The organism is Pseudomonas sp. P4795, from assembly GCF_048822895.1.
Lineage (GTDB): Bacteria > Pseudomonadota > Gammaproteobacteria > Pseudomonadales > Pseudomonadaceae > Aquipseudomonas.
Map to the genome: position 1 here is coordinate 604,357 of NZ_JBMFBT010000003.1, position 26,073 is coordinate 630,429.

The following is a 26,073-nucleotide window of genomic DNA, read 5'->3' on the forward strand; positions in this document are numbered from 1 at the left end:
TCTCTAAAGACGTGGGGATTGTTCGCTTTGAATCAGGAAGGCAGCGCCGGGTTCCTTTTGCTAGCCGCCAAGGTCACCGCATAACCAATCAACGCAGCGAATAGCGAGCCGGTCAAAATGCCCATCCGATCCATCCCGGCAAACTCGCTGACGCCGGGCACGAAGGCCAGGGAGCCGACAAACAGGCTCATGGTGAAGCCAATGCCGCAGAGGATCGCCACGCCCAGCACCTGGCCCCAGTTGGCGCCTTGGGGCAGGGAAGCGATGCCGATTTTGACCGCGAGCCAGGTCAGGCCGAACACGCCGACGGTCTTGCCCAGCAGCAGGCCGACGGCAATGCCCATCGGCACATGATGGGTGAAGCTTTCGACGGTCACACCGCTCAGCGACAGGCCGGCGTTGGCGAAGGCGAACAGCGGCAGAATGCCGTAAGCGACCCACGGATGCAGCGCGTGTTCGAGTGTCAGCAGTGGCGAAGGCTCGGCGTTTTTCGTACGTAGCGGGATGCAGAACGCCAGCGTCACACCGGCCAGCGTGGCGTGGACGCCGCTCTTCAATACGCAGACCCATAGAATCAAACCGATGATCATGTACGGCCCGAGCTTGACCACCCCGAGCCGGTTCATCGCCACTAGGGACGCGATGCACGCCGCCGCCAGGCCCAGCGACAGGGTCGATAGTTCACCGGAGTAGAAGATTGCGATGATCACGATGGCGCCGAGGTCATCGATGATCGCCAGGGTCATCAGGAACAACTTCAGCGACACCGGTACGCGCTTGCCGAGCAAAGCCAGCACGCCAAGGGCGAAGGCGATGTCTGTCGCGGTCGGGATCGCCCAGCCATCGAGGGCCGCCGGATTGTCGCGGTTGAGGAACCAGTAGATCAGCGCCGGCACCAGCATGCCGCCAATTGCCGCTGCGCCGGGCAGGACGATCTGCGACGGTTTCGACAGCTGTCCGTCAAGCACTTCGCGCTTCACTTCGAGGCCGATCAGCAGGAAAAACAGCGCCATCAGGCCGTCGTTGATCCACAGCAGCAGGGGTTTGGCGATCTTTAACGCACCGATCTGCGCCACCACCGGGGTGTCGAGCAGGCCGTTATACAACCACGACAACGGCGAGTTATTGATGATCAAAGCCAGAATGGCCGCGGCGATCAGTAATAGACCGCTGGCAGCTTCCAACTGAAAGAAACGCGTGAAAGTGCTACGCAGAGGCAAGGTCGCTCTCCATCGATAAAGTCAAAAGGTGGCACACCCTAACCCGTACCGTTAGTTGTTAAAACAAAAGTTATATTCTTTTTTGTTATATAGCGTTACAGAGCTTCAGGTCGATGTGCAGCAGAGCCTAGCAGTTACCTGGGCGATTGAAGCTCAGCTGTATCTGTCGTTGCTGCAGGTTTTTTCCTAAGCTTGTTGGCTGAGCCTGTGACGAGGCGCCTCCTGCCCGATTCAACGAGAACAACCGCCATGAGCGACAACCGACAGTGGGCCCGCGAAGCCATCCGCATCATCGAAGCCGACTTCCAGCGCAGTGCCGATACGCACTTGATTCCGTTGCCGCTGCCGGGTTTTCCCGGTATCGAGTTGTACTTCAAGGATGAATCGAGCCATCCCACCGGCAGCCTTAAACATCGGCTGGCCCGTTCACTGTTTCTCTACGCCTTGTGTAACGGCTGGCTCAAACCCGGAGCGCCGGTGATCGAGGCGTCCAGTGGTTCTACGGCGATATCCGAGGCTTATTTCGCGCGAATGTTGGGGTTGCCGTTTATCGCGGTGATGCCGGCGACCACCTCGAAAGAGAAGATCGCGCAGATCGCTTTCTACGGCGGCAAAAGCCATCTGGTGGATGATCCGACGCAAATCTACGCTGAATCCGAACGCCTGGCCCGCGAGCACGATGGCCACTTTATCGACCAGTTCACCTACGCCGAACGTGCAACCGACTGGCGGGCAAACAACAACATCGCCGAGTCGATCTTCCAGCAGATGCGCTATGAGCAACACCCGGAACCGAGCTGGCTGATTTCCAGCCCCGGCACCGGCGGCACCACCGCGACCCTCGGCCGCTATGTGCGTTACCGCCAGCATTGCACCCGCGTGCTGTGCGCTGATGCCGAGCGGTCGGTGTTCTTCGACTTTTATCAAACGGGCGACGCGAGTTTGCGTCTGGATCACGGTTCGCGGATTGAAGGCATTGGCCGGCCACGGGTGGAAGCCTCGTTCCTGCCCAAGGTGATCGATGCGATGGTCAAAGTGCCGGACGCGCTGTCGCTGGCGGCCATGCATTATCTGGCGCAGCGGCTGGGGCGGCATGTCGGCGGGTCGAGCGGGACCAATCTGATTGGCGCGTTGATGGCCGCGCAGCAGATGAAAGCGGCGGGGGAGTCGGGGTCGATCGTCGCGATCCTGTGCGATAGCGGCGAGCGTTATGCCGACACTTATTACGATCTGGATTGGCTCAAGGCGCAGGGATATGAGTTGAGCGGGTTGATTGCTGCGGTAGCGGCGAGCGCGGAGCGTGGGGAAGCGCTGCCGACTTCAGTGTTGCGCGCGAATATCTAAAAGCTCGCAGCCTGCGGCAGCTCCTACAAATTGCATTCTCTGTAGGAGCTGCCGCAGGCTGCGAGCTTTTGATTTCAGGGCTTACGCGTCCAGGCCCAAAATATCGCGAGCCACAGCTTCAGCAATGCGAATCCCGTCCACACCCGCCGACAGAATCCCGCCCGCATAACCGGCGCCTTCACCCGCCGGGAACAGCCCCTTGACGTTCATGCTCTGCAACGTCGCATCACGGGTAATGCGCAGCGGCGAGGAAGTGCGCGTCTCGATCCCGGTCAATACCGCGTCGTGCAGCGAATAACCGCGAATCTGCTTCTCGAACGCCGGCAGTGCTTCGCGAATCGCTTCGATAGCAAAGTCGGGCAGCGCCAAGGCCAGATCGCCCAGCGAAACCCCAGGTTTGTAGGATGGCTCGACTTCACCAATGACGGTCGATGGCTTGCCGGCAATGAAGTCGCCGACCAGTTGCGCCGGAGCCTTGTAATCACTGCCGCCGAGAATAAAGGCGTGGGATTCCAGGCGCTCCTGCAACTCGATCCCGGCCAGCGGGCCACCCGGATAATCGACTTCCGGGGTGATGCCGACAACGATCCCGGAGTTGGCGTTGCGCTCGTTGCGTGAGTACTGGCTCATGCCGTTGGTAACCACACGGTTCGGCTCGGAGGTCGCCGCCACTACGGTGCCGCCCGGGCACATGCAGAAGCTGTAGACCGAACGGCCGTTCTTCGCGTGATGCACCAGTTTGTAATCGGCGGCACCGAGTTTCGGGTGGCCGGCGTATTTGCCCAATCGTGCACGATCGATCAACGATTGCGGATGTTCGATGCGGAAACCTACCGAAAACGGTTTGGCTTCCATGAACACGCCACGGCTGTGCAGCATGCGGAAGGTATCGCGGGCGCTGTGACCGAGGGCCAACACCACGTGTTTCGAGTGCAGGGTTTCGCCGCTGGCCAGTTCGACTCCGACCAATTGGCCGTCCTCGATCAGCACGTCGGTGACGCGTTCCTGGAAACGTACTTCGCCGCCGAGTTCACGGATCTGCTCGCGCATGTTCTCGACCATACCGGTCAGGCGGAAGGTACCAATGTGCGGTTTGCTGACGTAGAGGATTTCTTCCGGCGCGCCGGCCTTGACGAATTCATGCAGGACTTTGCGACCGAGGAACTTCGGATCCTTGATCTGGCTGTACAGCTTGCCGTCGGAGAACGTACCCGCGCCGCCTTCGCCGAACTGCACATTGGACTCGGGGTTAAGCACGCTTTTGCGCCACAGGCCCCAGGTGTCTTTGGTGCGTTGGCGCACTTCGGTGCCGCGTTCGAGGACGATCGGCTTGAAGCCCATTTGCGCCAGCAGCAGGCCGGCAAAAATCCCGCACGGGCCAAAACCGACCACGATCGGGCGCTGGCTCAGATCGCTCGGCGCCTGGCCGACGAATTTGTAGCTGACATCCGGCGCCGCGTTGACATTGCGGTCGTCGGCGAACTTGGCCAACACCTTGGCCTCATCGCGCACTTCGAGGTCGATGGTGTAGATGAAGCACAGTTCGGAGGATTTTTTGCGCGCATCGTAGCTGCGCTTGAACAAGGTGAAATCGAGCAGGTCATCGCTGGCGATGCCCAGGCGCTGCACAATGGCAGGGCGCAGGTCTTCTTCGGGATGGTCGATCGGCAGCTTGAGTTCAGTGATTCGTAACATGACGGGATCCGGTTCGCGGGGCGCACAACTGCGCCAGGGCGTTTGAAGGCGGCGATTATAAGCCGCAACGGCCGGATCCCGTGAGGGTAAAACGATCAGTCGTTACGCGAACCGCCGAAATACCCGCAACCACGTTGCACCTGGCCGTCGATGCGCAGTTCGGCGCTCATGTGCTGCACGCTGCCGGTGCTGCTGTCGACACAGCGCTGCGGTGCAACCCACAATTCGATGCGCTGATTGTTGGCTTCGCTGCTCAGATTGAAGCGGCCATCGCCCAATTGTTCTTCAACGTAAGGCACCGCGAGTGGTGGCTGACCGTCACGCTCGATGACCATGCCTTTACCACTGACTTTGACGTTCCACTCGGGGCCGTGACCGGCGGCTTTCAAGATGAGTTGTTTGAAATTCTGATCGTCGCAAGCCGTGCCGGAGCGTTCAACGCGATACAGCTGCGCCAGGTCGAGACGGTCACCGCTGATTTTGCCGCGCACGTCGGCAAACAGCTTGCCCTGCTCATCGGCGAGGGTCGCGGCCTCTTGCAGGACGCTGGTGCCGCCGATGTCATTGACGATGAACTGGCGCTGCTCGTGGCAGGACTGGAACAGCAGTTTGCCGTCGGCAGCGGTCAGTTGACCCTGCATGCGGGTCTGGCCGACATGCGAGGCGCTTTCGCGCTGGCCATCGATCAACTGGCAGGCGGCAAACAACGGCAGCAGGGCAACAACGATCAGGCAACGGGCAACACGCATCTTCGGCTCTCCAGACAAGTGCCGCCACGTTACGCAGCCTGACCGTTCATCACAAGGGTTTAGCCCACGTGAAACGTCTGACCTGTCTGCAAGCCTTCGACACTTTTCGCGTAGGCCAACGCCACATCGGCTGCGGGAACCGGCTTATAGCCGCGGAAATACGGCGCGTAGCTGCCCATCGCTTCAAGCAGAACGGTCGGGCTGATCGAGTTCACGCGCAGGCCGCGCGGCAGTTCGATGGCCGCCGCACGCACAAAGCTGTCGAGCGCGCCGTTGACCAGTGCGGCGGAGGCACCACTGCGGATCGGGTCGTGGCTGAGTACGCCAGTAGTGAAGGTGAACGAGGCGCCGTCATTGGCAAATTCGCGGCCGATCAGCAGCAGGTTGACCTGGCCCATCAGTTTGTCCTTCAGCCCCAGTGCAAAGCTGTCTGCGTCCATCTCCGCCAGTGATGCGAAGGTCACGTTGCCGGCGGCACAGATCAGCGCGTCAAACTTGCCGGTCTGTTCGAACAGTTTGCGAATCGATGCGCTGTCGCTGATATCCACATGGAAATCGCCGCTGTTGCGGCCGATACGAATCACTTCGTGACGTTGCGACAGCTCTTTGTCCACGGCTGAACCAATGGTGCCGCCAGCGCCGATCAACAGGATTTTCATTGTGCTGTGCCTCAGGTGTTTGAATGAGGTTTCAGTCTAGAGTGGTTTTTTCTGTTGATAAGCGCACTAATGGGCAACCTTTGGTTTTCAAATGGAAACAATCCGTGAGCGAGATGGATGATCTGGCGGCGTTCGCCGTGTTGATTGAAGCGGGCAGTTTCACCTTGGCGGCACAGCAATTGGGTTGCAGCAAGGGCCAGTTGTCCAAGCGCATCAGCCTGCTTGAAACGCGTTTTTCCGTGGTCTTGCTGCAACGCACCACGCGGCGACTGAGTCTGACGGCGGCGGGCGCGGCATTGTTGCCGCAAGCCCAGGCGCTTGTAGTCCAGGTGGAACGTGCGCGTCAGGCATTGGCGCGATTGAAGGACGATATGGCCGGGCCGGTGCGTATGACGGTTCCGGTTTCGCTGGGGGAAACCTTCTTCGATGGTCTGCTGCTGGAGTTTTCGCAAAAGTATCCCGAGGTGCAGATCGAGCTGGAGCTGAATAACAGCTACCGCGATCTGTCCCGCGACGGTTTTGATCTGGCGATTCGCAGCGAAGTGGCGAATGACCAGCGTCTGGTGGCCAAGCCGCTGCTGGCGTGGCAGGAAATGACCTGCGCCAGCCCGGCGTACCTCGAGCGCTTTGGCGAGCCGCTGACCCCGCAGGCGTTGAGCGAACACCGGTGCCTGCTCAACAGCCATTACAGCGGTCGCGAGGAATGGCTGTATCACCAGCAGCACGAATTGTTGCGGGTGCGGGTTTCCGGGCCGTTCGCCAGTAATCATTACAGCCTGCTGAAGAAGGCTGCACTGGCGGGCGCCGGTATTGCGCGCCTGCCGTCTTATCTGCTGCAAGCGGAATTGGCTGACGGCCAATTGCGCTGGCTCCTGCGCGATTATCAGACCCGACGCATGCCGATGTATCTGGTGCATCCGTATCAGGGTGGATTGCCCAAGCGTACGCAAGTGCTCGCGGATTACTTGATCGGCTGGTTCAAGCGCAGCGGCGAGGCGCTGGATCGGTTGTAATGTCTGGCGATCAGATGATCGATCGACAGCTTTCCTGGACCTGTGGCCATCAAATACAGCAACACCGCCGCCCAGGTGCCGTGGGTTGGATACGCGTCTGGATACACGAACAGCTGAATGGTCAGGGTCATCCCCAGCAATGCCAGCGCCGAAAATCGTGTGGCGAAGCCAATCAGGATGAGGATCGGGAAGCAGTGCTCGGCGAATGCCGCCAGATGCGCAGCGACCTCTGGCGAGAGCAACGGCACATGGTATTCGCTCTGGAATAACGGAATGGTCGAGTCCGCCAGATGCGGCCAGCCGAGTTCGAAGGTGCCGTCGAACAGGTCAATGGCCAGCCCTTCGATTTTGGTTTGGCCGGATTTCCAGAACACCGCCGCAATCGAAAAACGCGCGATGAAAGCGATCAGGCTGTGGGGGATTTTTTCCAGCAGGGCGATGGCGCGAGCGATGAGGTTGTTCATGGCGAAACCTTGTGGTGGAAGTGGGTGATGGCGTTGTGGGTGATCAACAGCGCCAGGGTCTGGCTCAGATCGAAGGCCTCGACCGATTCCAGTGCCTGCATCAGGGGCTGGCCAAGGCTGAGGTTTTGGATGAAATGGCCGGCAGCGTGATCGAGGGCAAAGACTTCAACTTCCAGGCCGTTACGCAGCACCAGTGCAGTTTGCGGACAAGAAAGATCGATCCCGGCCAGCGTTGCTTCTTTCTGGTGTGCCGCCCAGACATCCACTACGGCGAATGCTGAATCGAGCAAGTGCAGCGAGGGATGCAGGCCGATGCACAGGTCGTTGAGCAACTGCGAGTCAGCGAATGTCGCCGCTATCTCTGACTGGCTCAAAGGTGCAGCGTCGGCAGCGTGATAAGCCACGGTGCGCAGGCGTTCGAGTCGGGCGACGTCGGTCAGATACGGCACGCTCGACGCAGGTTCAAATCCGCCGATAAACTCAGCGAAACCCTCACCGTAATTACTCATCAATGCACTACGGGGTGGGTTGCTCTGTACGAACACTCCGGCCATGGCGCGGAAGAATTCCTCGCCGATCAATTGCCCTACGACCGGATAGCTGTCAGCCAGTGCGTCAATCAGCGAACTCTGCACATTGTTGCGATACACCGCGAAACGGCTCGCCGGGTCAGCACCGTTGGCGCTGCATAAACCCTCGGGGCAGGGCAGACGGATGTCGATCAACGCAGCTGCGAAATCGGCCTGATTACTCATGAGCGATCTCCCGCCCTGATCAACAAAGCTTCGGCGAGTTGCGCTTCGGCCAGCAGCACGTTGAACGCGGGTACCTGATTGTCACGTTCGATCAACGTCGCCACCGGCCCGATGCGTTCGAGTACCTGCCGATACAAGGTCCATACAGCTTGATCAATCGGTGCACCGTGATCGTCAATCAGCAGTCGATCACCGAGGCTGTCGGAATCTTCGGCAAACCCCGCCAGATGAATCTCACCGACAGCGTGCAATGGCAGCGCGTTGAGGTAGGCCACCGGGTCACGCTGATGGTTGATGCACGACACGTAGACATTGTTCACGTCCAGCAGCAGGCCACATCCAGTGCGCTGAATCACTTCACGGATGAACTCGGGTTCATCAATCGTCGAGCGCTGGAACGCCAGATAAGTCGCCGGATTTTCCAGCAGCATCGGACGTTGCAACGTGTTCTGCACCTGGTCGATATGCTCGCAGACACGCGTCAACGTCGGCGTGTCGTACGCAAGTGGCAACAGGTCATTGAGGAACACCGGGCCGTGGCTCGACCAGGCCAGGTGTTCGGAAAAGGAGTGGGGTTGATAGCGCTCGATCAGCTCGGTGAGGCGTTGCAGATGCTGTGCATCCAGTGCGCCTTCGGCACCGATCGACAGCCCGACGCCATGCAGCGACAGCGGATACTGTTCACGGATCAAACCCAGAAAATGATGAAACGGGCCGCCGGCCACCATGTAGTTTTCGGCGTGGACCTCGAAGAAGCCAAGGTCCGGGCGGGAGTCGAGCACTTCGTTGAAGTGCCCGGTCTTGAGTCCCAGCCCCGCACGGGGCGGGAGCCCGGCGCGGGCTGCCTGAGTGCGGGGGAGGGCATGTTCGCAAGTCGGGATCATGATCGACACTCAGGCAGACGACGGGATCAGGACTTGGCTTTGAACGCTTCGAGCTGACCGGAACCGGTCGGCGAGGTTTTGCTTTCGGTGGTCGCGCAGGTGCCTTTCGGAACCAGTTTCCAGGCGTTGGCCTGGTAGTCCATTTTCGCCGTGCCGGCACAGGTGGTGCCAGCACCCGCAGCGCAGTCATTCTTGCCTTTCATGGCCACGCCGAAGCATTTTTCCATGTTTTCATCAGCGGCGTGCACGGTGGAAACGGCAGCCATGCTCAGCGCAGAGCCAAGGGCCAGAACCAGGGCGGTGGCGGACAGGGTGCGAGTGGTAGCAGTCATGATGTTTCTCCGATGTGTACTTGGATTGAACAAGCGAATGCGCTTGCTTGCTCCACTAGAGAAACGACATGCAGATGCGTTACAGGCCACAGTAAAAGTTTTTTGTTCAGGCGCAAAAAAACGGCCCGAAGGCCGTTTTTTGTTTGAAGCGATTCATCAACCGCCGAGGTACGCCTCGCGCACTTTCGGATCAGTCAACAGCGCTTCACCAGTGCCTTGCATCACCACCCGGCCGTTCTCCAGAACGTATGCACGGTCAGCAATCTTCAAAGCCTGGTTGGCGTTCTGCTCGACCAGGAACACCGTCACGCCGTCCTTGCGCAGTTGTTCGATGATGTCGAAGATCTGCTGGATGATGATCGGTGCCAGACCCAGCGACGGCTCGTCGAGCAGCAGCAGTTTCGGCTTGCTCATCAGCGCCCGGCCGATGGCGAGCATTTGCTGTTCGCCGCCGGACATGGTGCCGCCACGTTGCGCAAAGCGTTCTTTCAGGCGTGGGAAAAGTCCGAGAACCTTGTCCATCTGTTCCTGATAATCGCCCTTGTCGGTGAAGAATCCTCCCATGGCGAGGTTTTCTTCCACGGTCAGACGGGCAAATACCCGACGACCTTCCGGCACGACGGCGATGCTTTTACGCATGATCTGCGACGAGTCCTGGCCGATCAGTTCCTCACCCATGTAGCGGATGCTGCCGCTGTGCGCCTGCGGTGAACCGCAGAGCGTCATCAGCAGCGTGGACTTGCCGGCACCGTTGGCGCCGATCAGGGTGACGATTTCGCCCTGACGGATCTCGACGTTGACGCTGTGCAGTGCCTGGATCTTGCCGTAGAAGGTGGAAACGTTTTCGAATTGCAGCATTTACGCTTCCCCCAGATAGGCTTTGATCACTTCAGGATTGTCGCGGATCTGCTCCGGCGTACCGTCGGCCAGTGGCGTGCCCTGGTTGATCACGACGATGTGGTCGGAAATGCTCATGACCAGTTTCATGTCGTGCTCGATCAGCAGCACGGTGACGTTGTGCTCTTCACGCAGCATGCTGATCAGCGCTTTGAGGTCTTCGGTTTCCTTCGGGTTCAAACCGGCGGCCGGTTCGTCGAGCATGAGGATCCGCGGACGGGTCATCATGCAGCGAGCGATTTCCAGGCGCCGTTGCTGACCGTAAGCCAGGGTGCCGGCGGTACGGTTGGCAAACTCGGTAAGGTTGACCTTGTCCAGCCAGTACTCGGCAAATTCCATCGCCTCGCGCTCGCTTTTGCGGAACGCCGGGGTCTTGAACAGGCCCGAGAGGAAGTTGGTGTTCAGGTGCCGATGCTGGGCGATCAACAGGTTCTCGACCGCCGTCATGTCCTTGAACAACCGCACGTTCTGGAAGGTGCGCACCACGCCTTTGAGCGCGATCTTGTGGCCCGGCAGGCCCTGGATCGGCTCGCCGTCGAGCAGGATGCTGCCGCCCGATGGCTGATAGAAACCGGTCAGGCAGTTGAACACGGTGGTCTTGCCCGCGCCGTTCGGCCCGATCAGTGCCACCACTTGTTTCTCTTTGACGGTCAGGGCCACGCCGTTGACCGCCAGCAGGCCACCGAAGCGCATGCTCAGGTTTTCGACTTTAAGGATCTCGCGGCTCATTTTCGCAACTCCATGTGTGGGCGTTGCATCGGCAGCAGACCTTGTGGACGCCAGATCATCATCAGCACCATCAGCGCACCAAACATCAACATCCGGTATTCACTGAACTCACGCATCATTTCCGGCAACAGGATCATCACCACGGCCGCAAGAATCACGCCCAGTTGCGAGCCCATGCCACCCAGCACCACGATGGCGAGGATGATCGCCGACTCGATGAAGGTGAATGATTCCGGCGTGACCAGCCCCTGACGCGCAGCGAAGAAGCTACCGGCGAAACCGGCGAACGCAGCACCGAGGGTGAAGGCCGAAAGCTTGATCACCGTAGGATTGAGGCCCAAAGCGCGGCAGGCGATTTCGTCTTCACGCAGCGCTTCCCACGCACGGCCGATCGGCATGCGCAGCAGACGGTTGATCACGAACAGCGCTGCCAGCGCCAGCAACAACGCAACCAGGTAGAGGAAGATCACCTTGTTGATCGAGTTGTATTGCAGGCCGAAATACTCGTGGAAGGTTTGCATGCCTTCGGCGGCTTTACGTTCAAAGGTCAGGCCGAAGAACGTCGGTTTCTCGATGTTGCTGATGCCGTTCGGGCCACCCGTAATATCGGTGAGGTTACGCAGGAACAGACGGATGATCTCGCCGAAACCGAGGGTCACGATCGCCAGATAGTCACCGCGCAAACGCAACACCGGGAAGCCCAGCAGGAAGCCGAACGTCGCCGCCATCAGACCGGCAATCGGCAGGCAGATCCAGAAGCTCAGGCCGTAGTAGTGCGACAGCAGCGCGTAGCTGTAGGCGCCGACGGCGTAGAAGCCGACATAACCGAGGTCGAGCAGACCGGCCAGACCGACCACGATGTTCAGGCCGAGGCCGAGCATCACGTAGATCAGGATCAGCGTCGCGATATCCACCGCGCCACGCGAGCCGAAGAACGGCCACACCAGCGCAAGGAGGATCAGCGCAATGATGAAATAGCGCTGTGTGGTTGGCAGGGTCAGGAAGTTGCTGGCCTTGGCCGGAATCAGCGGCATGTCCGGCGACGAACGCCAGGCCTTGCTGATCTGCTGGTTGAACAGCACGCGCAGGAACATCAGCACCGAACAAATGGCGATGGTCGCCAGAATGGCCGGGCTGGTGTTGTGCACTTCCAGGTTGATGCCGACGATGGTCAGTTTCAGTCCGAGCACAGGATACGCAACTGCCCACACCAGCAAGGCACTGAACAGCGCCTGTTTAAGATTCTTAGTCATACCTTCTCAACCTCCGGACGGCCCAGAATGCCGGTCGGACGGAACAACAGCACCAGAACCAACAAGCCGAATGCCACGACGTCTTTGTACTGGTCGCCGAAGATATCAGCGCCAAAGGCTTCCGCTACACCGAGCACCAGCCCGCCGAGCATCGCGCCGGGGATGCTGCCGATGCCGCCAAGTACCGCAGCGGTAAAGGCCTTGAGGCCGACGAGGAAACCGGCGTTCGGGTTGATCACACCGTATTGCATGCTCAGCAGCACGGCCGCGACGGCCGCCAGCGCAGCACCGATAACGAAGGTCAGGGCGATGATGTTGTTGGTATTGATACCAAGCAGGTTGGCCATCTTGATGTCTTCGGCACAGGCGCGGCAGGCGCGACCCAGGCGTGAACGCGAGATGAACAGCGTGAGGCCGAGCATGGCGATCAGCGTCACCACGAACACCACGATCTGCATGTAGGAAATCAGCACTTCATGTGCGCCACCTGGACCGAAGGCAATGTTGCCCGGAATCAGGTTGGGGATGGCTTTGTCCTTGGAGTCTTGCGCCAACAGAACCGTGTTCTGCAGGAAGATCGACATACCGATGGCGGAAATCAGCGGGATCAGACGGTTGCTGCCGCGTAACGGGCGGTAGGCAATGCGTTCGATGCTGTAACCGAAGGAACTGGTGACAACGATGCTGGCGATGAACGCCGCCGTCATCAACAACGGGACACTGTCGAGTCCCATCATGGTCAGCCCGGCGATGGCGATGAACGCCACGTAAGAACCGATCATGTACACCTCGCCGTGGGCGAAGTTGATCATTCCAATGATGCCGTAAACCATCGTGTAGCCGATGGCGATCAGGGCATACATGCTGCCAACGTTGAGGCCGTTAACCAGCTGTTGGAAAAAGTGATAGATGTCAGGCATTACAGCGCTCCTAAAAACCTGATACGCATTTCACTGGTGGAGTCATTTTCCCGCCCGGCCCCGTGGATCTATATCCACTTCGAATCCGGGGTTTGCCAGCGAACCGCTGATGACGGTTTTGAGATTTTCAGGTGGGGAGACTGGCGGATCACGCCAGCGCGGCCCTATACATTCGTAAAACAAAGCCCACGGCACGCCGTGGGCTTTATTGGCAGTCAGTCAGGCAAGGCCTTACTGAGGCGCTACTTCAGTTTTAGGTTTGCCGTTGTGCCACTCGTAGACCACGAATTTGAAGTCTTTCAGGTCGCCCTTGGCATCGAAGCTCAGGTCGCCAGTCGGGGTCTTGAAGGTGCCAGCGTGGATGGCTTCAGCCACTTTGGTCGCGTCTTCGGATTTGGCCGCTTTGATGCCTTCGGCAATCACGGTCACAGCCGAGTAGGAAGGGAATACGAACGGACCGCTCGGATCTTCCTTCTTCGCCTTGAATGCATCAGCCAGGGCAACGTTGGCCGGATCCTGGTCGAAGGATTTCGGCAGGGTTACCAGCAGGCCTTCGGCCGCGTCTTTGGCGATCTGGGTGATCGAGTCGTTACCCACGCCTTCCGGACCCATGAACTTGGCTTTCAGGCCTTTTTCCTGGGCTTGACGCAGGATCAGACCCAGCTCCGGGTGGTAGCCGCCGTAGTAAACGAAGTCGACGTTGGCTTGCTTGAGTTTGGCGATGATCGCCGAGAAGTCTTTGTCGCCGGCATTGATGCCTTCGAACACGCCGACTTTGACGTTTTTACCTTCGAGGGTTTTCTTGACGGCGCTGGAGATGCCTTCACCGTATTGTTGCTTGTCGTGCAACACGGCAACGATTTTCGGTTTGACGTGATCGGCAATGTAGTTACCGGCGGCAGGGCCCTGGGCGCTGTCGAGACCGATAGTACGGAAGATCATTTTGTAACCACGGGCGGTGATGTCCGGGCTGGTGGCAGCCGGGGTGATCATGATCACGCCTTCGTCTTCGTAGATGTCCGAAGCGGGTTGAGTGGAGCTGGAGCACAGGTGACCGACCACGAACTTGACTCCGTCGTTGACGACTTTGTTCGCTACGGCTACCGCTTGTTTCGGATCGCAAGCGTCATCGTATTCAACGGCTTCGAGTTTCTTGCCGTCTACGCCGCCCTTGGCGTTGATCTGCTCGATGGCCATTTTCGCGCCACTGAACTGCATGTCGCCGTATTGGGCTACAGGGCCGGTTTTAGGGCCGGCGATGCCGATCTTGATGGTGTCAGCTGCGAACGAATGGCTGGCAACCCCGGCCAGAACCATAGCGGCAAACAGTTTGGAAATCTGCTTAGTAGCCTTAGTCATAGTGCTCCACTCTTGATGTTGTATTTTTTTAGAGTCCTGACGCCGTAGCAGCAGAACCGGGACAGATATCTTGGCGATACCCTCCGGAAAAGCCCCCGGCAACTGTACCGGTACAGTGTAGAGCGCCGGTTGTTGGCCTGGGAAGCTGGGGCCGAGGGGCAAAACCTGAGGGTGTCGCTTTTTTGAAAGAAAAAGACAGAATTGCGGCGGGACGTTCCCGGGGCTTATGCCCCAATCAGCAGCATTCCTTGGCGTTCCTGCTCTTTTCGTTCGGATCAAGCATTTGCAACCGGGTTTTGCTGCCGGACCACCAACGTTATTATTCGCGCTGATTTCTTTTCCGGACACTTCCCATGAATCAAGAACCTAGCACCCTCTATGCCAAGCTGCTTGGTGAGACTGCATCTATTACCTGGAAGGAGCTCGAACCGTTCTTCGCCAAGGGTGCCCTATTGTGGGTCGACTCCGGCCTGGATCTGATCGCGGTCGCCGAAGCCGTGGCGTCGGACGAAGGCGAGAAAGTCGCTGCCTGGCTGGCCGAAGACAAGGTCGCCAAGCTGTCTGAAACGCGGGCGCTGGATCTTTTCGAGCGTGATCCACTGATGTGGGCGGTGGTGGTCAGTCCGTGGATTCTGATCCAGGAAAGGGCGGCTGAATGATTGCTCGCACCTTGTTGGTGCGCGTCTTCGGCGGGAGAAAGTGTGTAGCCGAGTAGCGTGATGGCAGGTTGCCGTAGAGAAATGCCACAGGCCTAGGTGGCATAACGGTGACGTAAACGTAACGGGCACAGTTTAGTAAGCAGCCTAACGGCTGCTTAATTGTTTCTGGATGTTGGAAAGGCTGAAGTCTTCAGAGAATTTCAGGGCCTCATCGCCGGCAGGCCAGCTCCCACAGGTGCGGTGTCGTACACAGATTTTGTGTTCCACACCGACACTGTGGGAGCTGGCTTGCCAGCGATTGCGGCGACTCGGTCTCGGATCAGACCGAGAAGGTCTTGCCAGTATGGTTATTCAGCGAAATAACCTTGGTCTTGCCAATCCGGTGACGATAGATCTCGCGCAGGTACTTGATCGACTTTTTCACGCAATCGCGCGACAGGCGAATGTCGTTGATCGAGACGAACTTATCCTTATCGTTGATCAGCTCGCGATACTTCTTCTCGTACATCGGTTTGATCGCGTACCAGTTGGTATCGAGAATCTTCGCCGGGTTTTCGAATTCGTTGAGCAGTTCATCGATGCGGTCTTCGTCGAATTCTTCATTGATGATGAAGTCGAGGATCGAGTTGTCCAGCGTCTCGTCGAAACGGTACGGGTTCTTCGCAAAGCAGCGCTTGATGAACGCCACGATCAGGGTAAGGAAGTCGTCCGACAGGCACGGGCTCTTGGCGATCAAGGTGGTCAGCGACAAGTTGGCCGAGGCGCCGATCACCAGCGCATAGCGCTTGAGCGTGGTGTTCGGGAACAGGCTGTTGAGATGGGTCTTCAGCCGGTTCAGATCCATGTACGACAGCTTGTAGTCTTTCGGTAGCGAGACGATCGAAACCACCGACGAGCAGTTCTTGAAGAAGTGCAGGTCGTGCAGCGCGGCCGCGTCGTAGCCGGAATTCTTGTACTGCTCCAGCGACGCGCGATAGCGCTTGGATTCGATCGGCAGCAGGCTGATGCCTTCGATCGCCTGAGTGACTTTGTTGAAGTGCGGCAGGTCGATCGAGCGGAAGAACAGGTCGTCGATATTCAAGCGCTGCGGCTCTTTGTCGAACACCTTGAACTTGTCGCTGCTCGGCGGCGGCGTTTCCGGCACCACCGACTCGGCGTAGGCAATTGCCACCGGGCCGGCCAGACTCATGAACAAGTCGTTGGCGTCGAGGCGGATGGTTTCGCCGATGTCGATGCCGGCGCGGCGGAAATAGTTCTGGTCGTAATCGGTCGTGACCGCTTGCGCCGTCAGGATGTTGAAGATCTGCTGCGAGATGTACTGGTTGGCGTGCTTTTCCATCGCGTTGACGTCGATGTTCTGGATGTTGCCGTCATCGCTTTCTTCGGCGTAACGCATGATGTCGTTGGAGATGAGCATCATCGCGTTCCATGGGCGGATGCGCCCCATGACGCTCGCTTCGCTGCTGTCTTCGTTGGCGAAGTTGTAAGAGAAATCCCATTCTTCCGAGAGGTATTTGCACAGCAGGCGTCCGGCGTTGATATGCAGCGCCTCGGACATTTCGCTGCGGTGGTCGGAAATGTTCGGCAGCACGCAAATGCCGCTGGTGAAGATCGGCTCGAACACAAACGAATGACCGCTCTTGCCGTCGTGCTCGTCCATCGGCTTGGTGTCGAACGTCTTGTTCATGTACGAGTGCTGCTGGGCCAGGCCGAATTCCGAGGCCATGCCCGAGCCGGTACCGCCGCCGGCACTGAAAATCGAGAAATACAGGCGCGACTGGTTGGCCTTGATCCCGCAGCTGTCGATCAGGTACGAGTGGATCATTTTCCAGTCCGGGCTGGAGAAGCGCTGGGTGTCCTTGTTGAGGATGATCTTCGCCAGGTACTGACCGAGGATCGGCGCGTTACCGGCGCCACCGGCGTGGACTTCCGACAAGTCCATGATCTTCATCTTGCTGTAATCGCGCAGGAAACCGCTTTTCTCGCCCTTGCGCGAGAAACGGATGCGCCCGGCGATGTCCTTGTCGAGGTCGCCGAGCATCACCAGCGGCTCAACCAGAAACACCGGTTTGCTCGCCTTGTTGTTACCCAGGCGCAGGTTGTTCTTGATCCACTGCGCCGGGCTGTAGCCCTTGTCGGCCGAGCGTCGTTCGCTGGCCGGGCGATCTTCGTTGTTGAATTCGTTGAGGTAGAACTTGCGCGCGTTGTACACCAGCTCCGCCACATCGAGGGCGATGTTCGAGCCGCAGCGACCGAGGCCGATCAGGCACACCGAGGGGAACTCCTGCTCGCTGTGCTGTTCGTTGTCGCCTTCCAGGTGCGGTGGGCGCGGGAACACCATGTCACGCAGACCGTCGAGGTTGTCGAGGATGCGGTCGGTGTTGGTTTCGGTGAAGTACAGGTATTGCTGAGTGTTCAGCGGGCGCGCGGGCGGCGATGGCTTCAGCGGTGCCGGGCTGTTGGCGGCTGGGCTCAAAGTCAGATCGGATACCGCAGTGGCCGGATTATTTTTAGAAGTCATGGTGCGCCATATACCTGGACTGGTTGGCACGACGACCGTTGTCGTCGAGCCTCACGGAAATAGAGATCTCGCGTCTTTTACTGCGCGTGTTTTGCCCGTGCGCAAGGCAATGAGCCTGAATGTCGCGCGGGGGAATCCTTTCCTGATTGATGATGGATCGGCCATTATTCGGCGATCTTTAATCAAAAGAAGGCTAAATGATGTCAACGCTACCTTCGTTGGGGTTCGCCGGAATCGGCTTGATGGGCTTGCCAATGTGCCGACGTTTGTTGGCTGCGGGTTACCCGCTGACGGTGTGGAACCGCAATCCGGGCAAGTGCGCAGCGCTGGTCGAAGCGGGTGCGCGACAAGTAGCGACGTCTGCCGAACTGTGCGCACACGCGGATGTAGTGATGCTGTGCCTGGCCGACACGGCGGTGGTGCGCGAGGTGGTGTTTGGCGTAAACGGAATCATCGAAGGTGCCCGCAAAGGCCAGTTGCTGGTGGATTTCTCCAGCCTCGAACCGACCGCCACCCGTGAGATGGCCACAGAGCTGGCCGCGCGAACCGGCATGGCCTGGCTCGACTCGCCCGTGTCCGGCGGAGTCGTCGGCGCCGAGGCCGGCAGTCTGGCGATCATGGTCGGCGGGGCGGTGGCGGATCTCGAGCGCGTACGTCCGATCCTGCTTAATCTCGGTCAGCGCGTCACGCACATGGGCGGCGTCGGTGCCGGTCAGGTGACCAAGGCGTGCAATCAGATGATCGTCGCCTGCAATGCGTTGGTGATTGCCGAAGTGGTGGCGCTGGCCGAGCAGGCCGGAGTTGATGCGAGCCTGATCGCCGAAGCACTGGCCGGCGGGTTTGCCGATTCCAGACCTTTGCAGATTCTCGCGCCGCAAATGGCCGAGAGCCGTTTCGAACCGGTCAAGTGGCACGTGCGTACGTTGCTCAAGGATCTGGATACGGCGGTGAAGTTTTCCCGCGAAGTCGGGTCGGCCACGCCAATCAGCGGATTGGCCGCACAACTGATGCGCCTGCACGGGGCGCAAGGCTTTTTACAGCAGGATCCAGCGACACTGGTGCAAATGTATCGCGCGCCAGACTCAACGGATTGACCGCGTGCGAGTGCTTGCGCTGATTGATCTCCTCGAGCACCGCGCGTAATTCGTCCAATGGCACGGGGCGGCTGAGCAAATAGCCTTGAATGAAGTCGCAGCCGGAGCGCTCGAGAAATTCGTACTGTTCGAGGGTTTCCACGCCCTCGGTGACCACCTGCAAATGCAGGGTGTGCGCCATGACGATGATCGCCTGCACGATCTCCATGTCTGCAGTGGCTTTGGGGATGTCGAGAATGAAGGAACGATCGACTTTCAAGGTGTTCAGTGGCAGGCGCTTGAGGTAGGCCAGCGACGAGTAGCCGGTCCCGAAATCATCAATCGACAATGACACGCCCAAGGCGCGAATCTGCCGCAACAACACGAGGGTGTCGGCGATGTTGCCCATCAGCGCGTTTTCGGTGACTTCCAGTTCCAGCCGTTCGGGGGCCACACCGGCAGTGCGTAAGGCGCGTTCGATCTCGTCGGCCAGTTCTTCGCGGGCCAGATTCAGCGGCGAGCAGTTCCAGGCGATCTTCAGATCTGCGCAGCCGTGGCGCGACAGTTCGCCGAGGTCTTCGCAGGCTTTGCGCAGCACCCAGTTGTCCAGCTCGGCGATCAGCCCGTTGTTCTCGGCGATGGCGATGAAGCGATCAGGTGTCAGTAATCCATGCACCGGATGTTGCCAGCGTATCAGCGCTTCGAGCTTGGTCACACGGCCGGTTTTCAATTCGAAGATCGGCTGGTAATACAGCATCAAACCGTTTTCCTCGCGCAGGGCGTGGCGCAGTTCTTCTTCGATTTGCAATTCCTGGCTGGCGCGGTTTTTCAGGGTCGAATCAAAAAAATGCACGCCGTTGCGCCCGGCACCCTTGGATTGATACAACGCCAGATCCGCGTGCTTGAGCAGTTCATCGCAGGTGCTGCCGTCCTCGGGAAACAGGCTGATGCCGATGCTGGTGGTCATCACCATGCGTCGGCCGGCCAGTTCGATCGGTTCTTTCATCTTGAGCATGATGCGCTGCGCCAGATTGCGCGCTTCTTCGCGGTCGCGCAGGCCGATCAGGATGCAGAACTCATCGCCGCCGAAGCGCGCAACCACGTCTTCATGCCCGCGCACCGAGCCTTTGATCTGCTGCGCAATGACCTTGAGCAGCTCATCGCCGGCGTCATGCCCGAGGCTGTCATTGATGCGTTTGAAGTGGTCGATGTCGAGAAACATCACTGCGAGCATTCCGCCTTCGCTGGTTTTCTGGCTGAGCTTCTCGGCAAAGATCTGATTGAACCCACGGCGATTGATCAGGTTGGTCAACGCATCGTAGTTGGCTACGTGTTGCAGCGACATGCGCGCCTGATCGAGCTGGCTGAGCAGGGCGTTGACCCGGCGCAGATCGTCGTCCTTGTGTTGCAGTTTCTTGTCGGCCAACGCGGCGCTGACGGCGCTACCGAGGATCAGCAAGGTAATCAGTGCGACGGTCAGGCCCAGTTGCAGGCTGCCGGTGCCCGTGCCGAGTGTCGGGAAACTTTCCTCAGGCAGCACCAGATCGAGCGCGGCCATTGCGGTGAAATGCATGCTGATGATGCCGGCGCCGAGAATCAGCGCGGCGAGGTATTTGAGCATCTGGATATGCAGTCCGCTGCCCTCGCGTAAATAGCTGGCGACCCACAGCGCAGCGAAGCTGGCTGCGATGGCGATCACAATGGATAACACAAAAAGGGTCGGTTGATAGTAGGCCGTGGCGGCGGATTCCATGGCCGCCATGCCGACGTAATGCATGCCCGCGATACCGAGGCCGATCACCAGAGCGGTCTTGAGGTATTGCAGCAGGCTTGGCTGCGGTTTGCTCAAGGTGTGCATGGCCAGCGAGGAAGCGAGCAGGGCGATCAGCAGCGAGAAGAAGGTGATGGGCAGGTCGTACTGAATGTCGATCGGCGCCTGGAACGCCAGCATGCTGATGAAGTGCATGGCCCAGATGCCGCCAGCCAGGCAGGTTGCACCGATCCAGCGCCATAGCCGTTGAGAGCTCCGGTCTTCGGCATGGCCGACCCGTTCAGCCATGTCGAGGGTGGCGAAACTCGCGGCGCAGGCGACCAGATAGGCCACCAGCACCAATAATGGGTTATGTGTGCAATCGAGAATGAGCTGTCCGCTCTCCGGTAGCTCGGTAACAAACTGCAAACCCAGCCACTCCATAGCATGCTCCGTCTCAGAGACATCCTGCCCGCGTCATGTGCGCGGGCGAATTTCTGGAGTATAGAGGCGGATTTTGCCGAGCATGCGGTGATGGCATATTGGTGCTAACCATTTTGGAATTAGCGTCATAACGATTGGCGCTAAAGGTCAGGCACTCCGGTCGAATGGGATCAGATTCCAGTCCGATTCCAGCGGCAGCAGGCCGAAGCGCGCGCGGGCGGCATCACAGTCGGTGTTTTGCTCGCCGCTTTCCCACGAGGCTTCGAACTCGCGGCACGGGCTGGAGCGTTGCTCATAAATCGTGCATTTCACTTCACTGCCGACTTCGCCTTCCAGCGCGATGCAGCGCGGTGATTTGCAGTCGGTGCCGTTCATCGCCACGCGGCTCGGCGTGATCTGCGTCACCAGCTCATCGGGCACCGTCCCACCGGAGGACGCACACTCACCCCAGAAAAAAGACACGCGAAAATGGGAACAACAGGCACCGCAATTCAGACACGGACTGACTTCGGACATGGGGAGGGCATCAAAGGGATTGATCGGCTGGATCTGGACAGATCCGGCGGCCATTCTAGGCTTCGCCACGGACTTGGGAAGGGGGGCGCTGAAGTATTTTTTCGTTGCCGGGTTTTGCCGGAAAAGCCCCTGTTTTTGGGCTATTCGAGGCTTTTCAAGGGCTTACGTTTCTTTACAGTGCAATGGGTCTATATCAGTCAGACGAATGATCACAGACAGCCCCCGCGCGGCTGACTAAATTGCCAGTTCCGGGCTCGAATGCGTTGGCAGTGAAGCCCTAATAACAATAAAGAGACGGACCCATGCAGAACTCGACCCAAGCGGCGAATGCCTGGCGCATTCTGTTCCTGCTGTTCCTCGCCAACCTGTTCAATTTCTTCGACCGCACCATCCCGGCGATCATCATCGAGCCGATCCGCATGGAATGGCACCTCAGCGACTTTCAACTGGGGATCGTCGGTACCGCGTTCACCATCGTTTATGCGATCGCCGGCCTGCCCTTGGGACGTATGGCCGACACCGGCTCGCGCGCCAAACTGATGGGCTGGGGCCTGGCGACCTGGAGCGCGCTGACGGCGGTCAATGGTCTGGTCGGCAGTTTCTGGAGTTTCCTCATCGTGCGCATGGGTATCGGCATTGGTGAGGCCAGTTACGCGCCGGCTGCCAATTCGCTGATCGGCGACCTGTTCCCGGCGCATCGTCGGGCGCGGGCCATGGGGATTTTCATGCTCGGCTTGCCGTTGGGGTTATTGCTGGCGTTTTTCACCATTGGCTGGATGGTCAAAGCGTTCGATAGCTGGCGTGCGCCGTTCTTTATCGCTGCGGTACCGGGGTTGCTGCTGGCGGTGTTCATGTTTTTCATCAAGGAACCCAAGCGCGGTGCCGCGGAGGCCGTGCAGGTGTCCCAGGAGAAAGTCGACAAGCCGATGCGTCGGATCCTCGCGGTGCCGACCTTTCTGTGGCTGGTGATGGCCGGGTTGTGCTTCAACTTCGCGACCTATGCCTGCAACTCGTTTCTGGTACCGATGCTGCAGCGCTATTTTCTGATGCCGTTGCAGGAAGCGGCGGTGGCTACCGGGGTGATTGTGGGCGTGACCGGGCTGGTCGGCCTGACGCTGGGCGGCTGGATTGCTGACAAGATCCACCAGCGCGTGGCTAATGGGCGGCTGCTGTTCGCGGCGTTCAGTCTGATTGTTTCGACGGTGTGCACCGCTTGGGCGCTGCATGCGGGGCGGATTGAAATCGGTGTGTTTGTGGCGGTGTTCAGTCTGGGCTGGTTGTTCGCTTACAACTTCTACACCTGCGTTTACACGGCGATTCAGGACGTGGTCGAACCGCGGCTGCGAGCCACGGCGATGGCGTTGTTCTTTGCCGGGTTGTATTTGCTCGGTGGCGGTTTGGGGCCGGTGGTGGTTGGTGGTTTGTCAGATCACTTTGCCAAATCGGCGATGGTCGCGGCGGGGGCGGAGCAGATGACGGAGGCGTTCAAGGCTGTCGGCTTGCATGACGCGATGTACCTGATTCCGGTGGCGCTGTTTCTGACCATGGTGTTTCTGTTTCTGGCGGCGCGGTGTTTTGTGCGCGATGCGCAGCGGATGAAAGAGGGGTTGGTGGCTGTGGTTGAGCCAGAGGTTGCAGCGGTGACTGCTTGAGATCAAAAGATCGTCCGATCGCGGCCCGAGCCTTCGGCAGCTCCTACATTGACCGCGTGTAAACCCGATCGTGTAGGAGCTGCCGAAGGCTGCGATCTTTTGCTTTTGCTTCTGAAATAACAAAAAGGCCCGCATCGCTGCGGGCCTTTTTTTTTGTCGCGATGGAGCAGGGCGGTTTAGCCCGCCACCAACACCCGAATCGCTTCCAGTCGCAACGCCGCTTTATCCAGCATCGCCAGACCTTGCTCACGCTGGTTGCGCAGGGCAACCAGTTCACTGTCACGCACGGTCGGGTTGACCGCTTGCAACGCGGTCAGGCGCGCCAGTTCTTCGTCGGTGTCGGCCGCCAGACGACGGCGGGCCTCGGCCACGCGCTCGGCGTGACGCGGGGCGATCTTCTCTTCACCGGCATTGATCCGTGGCGTCAGCTGATCGCGCTGGGCCTGGATGAACTTGTTGGCGCTGGCACGCGGCACGCTTTCCAGCTGATCGTTGAGCGTTTCGAATGCCACTCGCGACGACAGGTCGTTGCCATTGGCATCGAGCAGGCAGCGTAGGGCGGCCGGTGGCAGGTAACGGCCCAGTTGCAGCGAGCGCGGAGCAACCACTTCGCTGACGTAGAGCAATTCCAGGAGCACGGTGCCCGGCTTGAGCGCCTTGTTCTTGATCAGCGCGACGGCGGTGTTGCCCATCGAACCGGACAGCACCAGATCCATGCCGCCCTGCACCATCGGGTGTTCCCAGGTGATGAACTGCATGTCTTCACGCGACAGCGCCTGGTTGCGGTCGTAAGTGATGGTCACGCCTTCGTCGTCGCCCAGCGGGAAACTGGAGTCGAGCATCTTCTCGCTCGGCTTGAGGATCAGGGCGTTTTCCGAATGGTCTTCGCTGTCGATGCCGAACGCGTCGAACAGGGTTTCCATGTAGATCGGCAGCGCGAACTGGTCGTCCTGCTCAAGAATGTCTTCGACCAGCGCATCACCTTCACCCGCGCCGCCGGAGTTGAGCTCCAGCAGACGGTCGCGGCCGGTGTGCAGCTCTTGCTCCAGACGCTCGCGCTCGGTGCGCGCTTCGTCGATCAGCGCTTGCCACTCGCTGTCGTCGGCTGCTTCGAGCAGCGGCAGCAGGCGCGGGCCGAACTGATGCTGCAAGGCGTTGCCGGTCGGGCAGGTATTGAGGAATGCGTTCAACGCTTCGTGATACCACTGGAACAGCCGCGCTTGCGGGCTGGTTTCCAGGTACGGCACGTGTACTTCGATGATGTGCTTCTGGCCGATCCGGTCGAGACGACCGATACGCTGTTCGAGCAAATCCGGGTGCGACGGCAGATCGAACAGCACCAAGTGATGGGCGAACTGGAAGTTGCGACCTTCACTGCCGATTTCCGAGCAGATCAGCACCTGCGCGCCAAACTCTTCATCAGCGAAGTAAGCGGCGGCGCGGTCACGCTCGAGGATGTTCATGCCTTCGTGGAACACCGTAGCCGGGATGCCGGAGCGCACGCGCAGCGCGTCTTCCAGGTCCATCGCGGTTTCGGCGTGGGCGCAGATCACCAGCACTTTGGTGCGCTTGAGCATTTTCAACTGATCGATCAGCCACTCGACGCGCGGGTCGAATTTCCACCAGCGCTCTTCTTCGCTGGCATCCGGCTGGGCCTGGAAGCTGACTTCCGGGTACAGCTCGGCGTGATCGCCCAGTGGCAGCTCGAGGTATTCGTCCGGGCACGGCAGCGGGTACGGATGCAGTTTGCGCTCGGGGAAACCCTGCACGGCGGCGCGGGTGTTACGGAACAGCACGCGGCCGGTGCCGTGACGGTCAAGCAGCTCACGCACGAGGCGTGCGCTGGCTTCGGCATCGCCATCGTTGACGGCGGTCAGCAAGGCTTCGCCTTCGTTGCCGAGGAAACCGTGAATGGTTTTGTGCGCGGCGGGCGACAGGCGACCTTTGTCCATAAGTTCCTGAACGGCTTCAGCCACCGGGCGATAGTTTTCGCTCTCGGCGCGGAATGCGGCCAGGTCATGGAAGCGGTTCGGGTCGAGCAGGCGCAGACGCGCGAAGTGGCTGTCCTGACCGAGCTGTTCCGGGGTCGCAGTGAGTAGCAGCACGCCCGGGATCGTTTCAGCAAGCTGCTCGACCAGGGTGTATTCCGGGCTGGCTTTCTCTTCGTGCCAGACCAGGTGATGCGCTTCGTCGACCACCAGCAAATCCCAACCGGCGGCGAACAGCGCGTCTTGCGCTTTCTCGTCGTCGACCAGCCACTCCAAGGCTACCAGGGCAAGCTGTGTATCTTCGAACGGGTTGGAGGCATCGCTTTCGATGAAGCGTTCTTCGTCGAACAGCGCCACTTGCAAGTTGAAGCGGCGGCGCATTTCCACCAGCCACTGGTGCTGGAGGTTTTCCGGAACCAGGATCAACACGCGGTTGGCGCGACCGGAGAGCAGTTGGCGATGGATCACCAGACCGGCTTCGATGGTTTTACCCAGACCCACTTCGTCAGCCAGCAATACGCGCGGCGCGATACGGTCAGCGACTTCACGGGCGATGTGCAACTGGTGCGCGATGGGCTGCGCGCGCACGCCACCCAGACCCCAGAGTGCCGATTGCAACTGGCGGCTGGTGTGTTCGAGGGTGTGGTAACGCAGGGAGAACCAGGCCAGCGGGTCAATCTGCCCGGCGAACAGGCGGTCGCTGGCCAGACGGAACTGGATGAAGTTCGACAGCTGGGTTTCCGGCAGGGTGACCACTTCGTTTTGCGCATTGAGGCCGTGGTAAACCAGCAGGCCATCGACGTCGTCGACTTCCTGAACCGTCAGCTTCCAGCCTTCGAAGTGAGTGATCGAGTCGCCCGGCGAGAATCGCACGCGGGTGAGGGGCGCATTCCGTAGCGCGTACTGGCGGGTTTCGCCAGTGGCCGGATAGAGCACGGTCAACAAGCGGCCGTCCTGTGCCAGAACGGTGCCTAAACCCAGCTCGGCTTCGCTGTCACTGATCCAGCGTTGCCCCGGTTGATACTGCTGCGCCATGCTGCCTGTCTCCCACCTTGAAAAAGCGGGCTATCTTAACGGAATGAGGGGCTCAGGGCCAAAGGATTAGGTGTTGCAACGTGCTTTAGCTGCGAGCTGCAAGCCTGAAGAAATACGGCCATCTGTCAGTTTTACGTGGGGGCAGGGCACCCGTGAGTGCCA

At 59.4% G+C, this 26,073-nt stretch carries 22 protein-coding genes; 5 read left to right on the plus strand and 17 right to left on the minus strand.

Annotated elements, in window-relative coordinates; genetic code table 11:
* Window positions 1-32: 32 nt before the first annotated feature.
* Window positions 33-1,220 carry a Na+/H+ antiporter NhaA gene (nhaA, locus tag ACOI8A_RS11415; RefSeq protein ID WP_420648213.1) on the minus strand — a complete coding sequence of 396 codons (1,188 nt, stop codon included), beginning with the start codon at window positions 1,218-1,220 and terminating at the stop codon, window positions 33-35.
* Between the two features lie 249 nt (window positions 1,221-1,469).
* Between nhaA and ACOI8A_RS11420 the strand changes: the two genes are divergently transcribed.
* Window positions 1,470-2,564, plus strand: a complete 1,095-nt coding sequence (locus ACOI8A_RS11420; protein WP_420648212.1) for a PLP-dependent cysteine synthase family protein — start codon at window positions 1,470-1,472, stop codon at window positions 2,562-2,564.
* An 81-nt stretch (window positions 2,565-2,645) separates the two neighbouring features.
* Here ACOI8A_RS11420 and ACOI8A_RS11425 read toward each other — a convergent pair whose 3' ends face one another.
* From ACOI8A_RS11425 to ACOI8A_RS11435, 3 genes are all read right to left on the minus strand, one after another.
* Entirely contained in the window at window positions 2,646-4,259 is a 1,614-nt protein-coding gene (locus tag ACOI8A_RS11425) for an NAD(P)/FAD-dependent oxidoreductase (protein ID WP_420648211.1), read from the minus strand.
* A 95-nt stretch (window positions 4,260-4,354) separates the two neighbouring features.
* Complete coding sequence (locus ACOI8A_RS11430) at window positions 4,355-5,008, minus strand: COG3650 family protein (RefSeq protein ID WP_420648210.1); 654 nt, start codon at window positions 5,006-5,008, stop codon at window positions 4,355-4,357.
* 59 nt (window positions 5,009-5,067) lie between these two features.
* Window positions 5,068-5,667 (minus strand): short chain dehydrogenase, encoded by a 600-nt coding sequence (locus ACOI8A_RS11435; RefSeq protein ID WP_420648209.1) that lies wholly within the window; start codon window positions 5,665-5,667, stop codon window positions 5,068-5,070.
* Between the two features lie 104 nt (window positions 5,668-5,771).
* Between ACOI8A_RS11435 and ACOI8A_RS11440 the strand changes: the two genes are divergently transcribed.
* Window positions 5,772-6,680: a LysR family transcriptional regulator gene (locus ACOI8A_RS11440; protein ID WP_420648208.1), complete on the plus strand. Its 909-nt coding sequence runs from the start codon at window positions 5,772-5,774 to the stop codon at window positions 6,678-6,680.
* On the opposite strand, the gene ACOI8A_RS11445 is transcribed toward ACOI8A_RS11440, so the two are convergent.
* The 9 genes from ACOI8A_RS11445 to ACOI8A_RS11485 form a co-directional block, all read right to left on the minus strand.
* Entirely contained in the window at window positions 6,629-7,144 is a 516-nt protein-coding gene (locus tag ACOI8A_RS11445; RefSeq protein ID WP_420648207.1) for a DoxX family protein, read from the minus strand. The two genes, ACOI8A_RS11440 and ACOI8A_RS11445, sit on opposite strands and share 52 nt — an antisense overlap.
* Entirely contained in the window at window positions 7,141-7,899 is a 759-nt protein-coding gene (locus tag ACOI8A_RS11450; protein WP_420648206.1) for a DNA-binding domain-containing protein, read from the minus strand. The genes ACOI8A_RS11445 and ACOI8A_RS11450 overlap by 4 nt, the downstream gene beginning before the upstream one ends.
* Entirely contained in the window at window positions 7,896-8,783 is an 888-nt protein-coding gene (locus ACOI8A_RS11455) for a DUF692 domain-containing protein (RefSeq protein ID WP_420648205.1), read from the minus strand. The genes ACOI8A_RS11450 and ACOI8A_RS11455 overlap by 4 nt, the downstream gene beginning before the upstream one ends.
* 26 nt (window positions 8,784-8,809) lie before the next feature.
* Window positions 8,810-9,115, minus strand: a complete 306-nt coding sequence (locus ACOI8A_RS11460) for a DUF2282 domain-containing protein (RefSeq protein ID WP_420648204.1) — start codon at window positions 9,113-9,115, stop codon at window positions 8,810-8,812.
* 156 nt (window positions 9,116-9,271) lie between these two features.
* A complete protein-coding gene (locus ACOI8A_RS11465) occupies window positions 9,272-9,973 on the minus strand; it encodes an ABC transporter ATP-binding protein (protein WP_420648203.1) in 702 nt (233 codons plus the stop codon).
* Window positions 9,974-10,741, minus strand: a complete 768-nt coding sequence (gene livG / locus ACOI8A_RS11470; protein ID WP_420648202.1) for a high-affinity branched-chain amino acid ABC transporter ATP-binding protein LivG — start codon at window positions 10,739-10,741, stop codon at window positions 9,974-9,976.
* Window positions 10,738-11,994: a high-affinity branched-chain amino acid ABC transporter permease LivM gene (locus tag ACOI8A_RS11475; protein WP_420648201.1), complete on the minus strand. Its 1,257-nt coding sequence runs from the start codon at window positions 11,992-11,994 to the stop codon at window positions 10,738-10,740. Before ACOI8A_RS11475 ends, livG begins: the two co-directional genes overlap by 4 nt.
* Window positions 11,991-12,914, minus strand: a complete 924-nt coding sequence (gene livH / locus ACOI8A_RS11480) for a high-affinity branched-chain amino acid ABC transporter permease LivH (protein ID WP_420648200.1) — start codon at window positions 12,912-12,914, stop codon at window positions 11,991-11,993. The genes ACOI8A_RS11475 and livH overlap by 4 nt, the downstream gene beginning before the upstream one ends.
* A 231-nt stretch (window positions 12,915-13,145) precedes the next feature.
* Window positions 13,146-14,273: a branched-chain amino acid ABC transporter substrate-binding protein gene (locus ACOI8A_RS11485; RefSeq protein ID WP_420648199.1), complete on the minus strand. Its 1,128-nt coding sequence runs from the start codon at window positions 14,271-14,273 to the stop codon at window positions 13,146-13,148.
* Window positions 14,274-14,626: 353 nt separating this feature from the next.
* Between ACOI8A_RS11485 and ACOI8A_RS11490 the strand changes: the two genes are divergently transcribed.
* Entirely contained in the window at window positions 14,627-14,932 is a 306-nt protein-coding gene (locus tag ACOI8A_RS11490; RefSeq protein WP_420648198.1) for a DUF2288 domain-containing protein, read from the plus strand.
* Window positions 14,933-15,251: 319 nt separating this feature from the next.
* Here the strand turns inward: ACOI8A_RS11490 and ACOI8A_RS11495 are convergent, their stop codons facing one another.
* Window positions 15,252-17,453 carry a hypothetical protein gene (locus tag ACOI8A_RS11495; protein WP_420648197.1) on the minus strand — a complete coding sequence of 734 codons (2,202 nt, stop codon included), beginning with the start codon at window positions 17,451-17,453 and terminating at the stop codon, window positions 15,252-15,254.
* Window positions 17,454-17,650: 197 nt separating this feature from the next.
* Between ACOI8A_RS11495 and ACOI8A_RS11500 the strand changes: the two genes are divergently transcribed.
* Entirely contained in the window at window positions 17,651-18,547 is an 897-nt protein-coding gene (locus ACOI8A_RS11500) for an NAD(P)-dependent oxidoreductase (RefSeq protein WP_420648196.1), read from the plus strand.
* Here the strand turns inward: ACOI8A_RS11500 and ACOI8A_RS11505 are convergent.
* Together ACOI8A_RS11505 and ACOI8A_RS11510 are read right to left on the minus strand one after the other, a co-directional pair.
* Window positions 18,438-20,720 (minus strand): putative bifunctional diguanylate cyclase/phosphodiesterase, encoded by a 2,283-nt coding sequence (locus ACOI8A_RS11505; RefSeq protein WP_420648195.1) that lies wholly within the window; start codon window positions 20,718-20,720, stop codon window positions 18,438-18,440. The genes ACOI8A_RS11500 and ACOI8A_RS11505 overlap by 110 nt on opposite strands.
* Window positions 20,721-20,867: 147 nt before the next feature.
* Window positions 20,868-21,236 carry a YkgJ family cysteine cluster protein gene (locus ACOI8A_RS11510; RefSeq protein WP_420648194.1) on the minus strand — a complete coding sequence of 123 codons (369 nt, stop codon included), beginning with the start codon at window positions 21,234-21,236 and terminating at the stop codon, window positions 20,868-20,870.
* Between the two features lie 302 nt (window positions 21,237-21,538).
* On the opposite strand from ACOI8A_RS11510, the gene ACOI8A_RS11515 reads away from it, so the two are divergent.
* The gene (locus ACOI8A_RS11515; protein ID WP_420648193.1) at window positions 21,539-22,888 is read left to right on the plus strand and encodes a spinster family MFS transporter; all 1,350 of its coding nucleotides are present in this window, start codon (window positions 21,539-21,541) and stop codon (window positions 22,886-22,888) included.
* A 176-nt stretch (window positions 22,889-23,064) separates the two neighbouring features.
* Here the strand turns inward: ACOI8A_RS11515 and rapA are convergent, their stop codons facing one another.
* On the minus strand, window positions 23,065-25,911 hold the full coding sequence (rapA, locus tag ACOI8A_RS11520; protein WP_420648192.1) for an RNA polymerase-associated protein RapA: 2,847 nt from the start codon (window positions 25,909-25,911) through the stop codon (window positions 23,065-23,067).
* Window positions 25,912-26,073 lie beyond the last annotated feature (162 nt).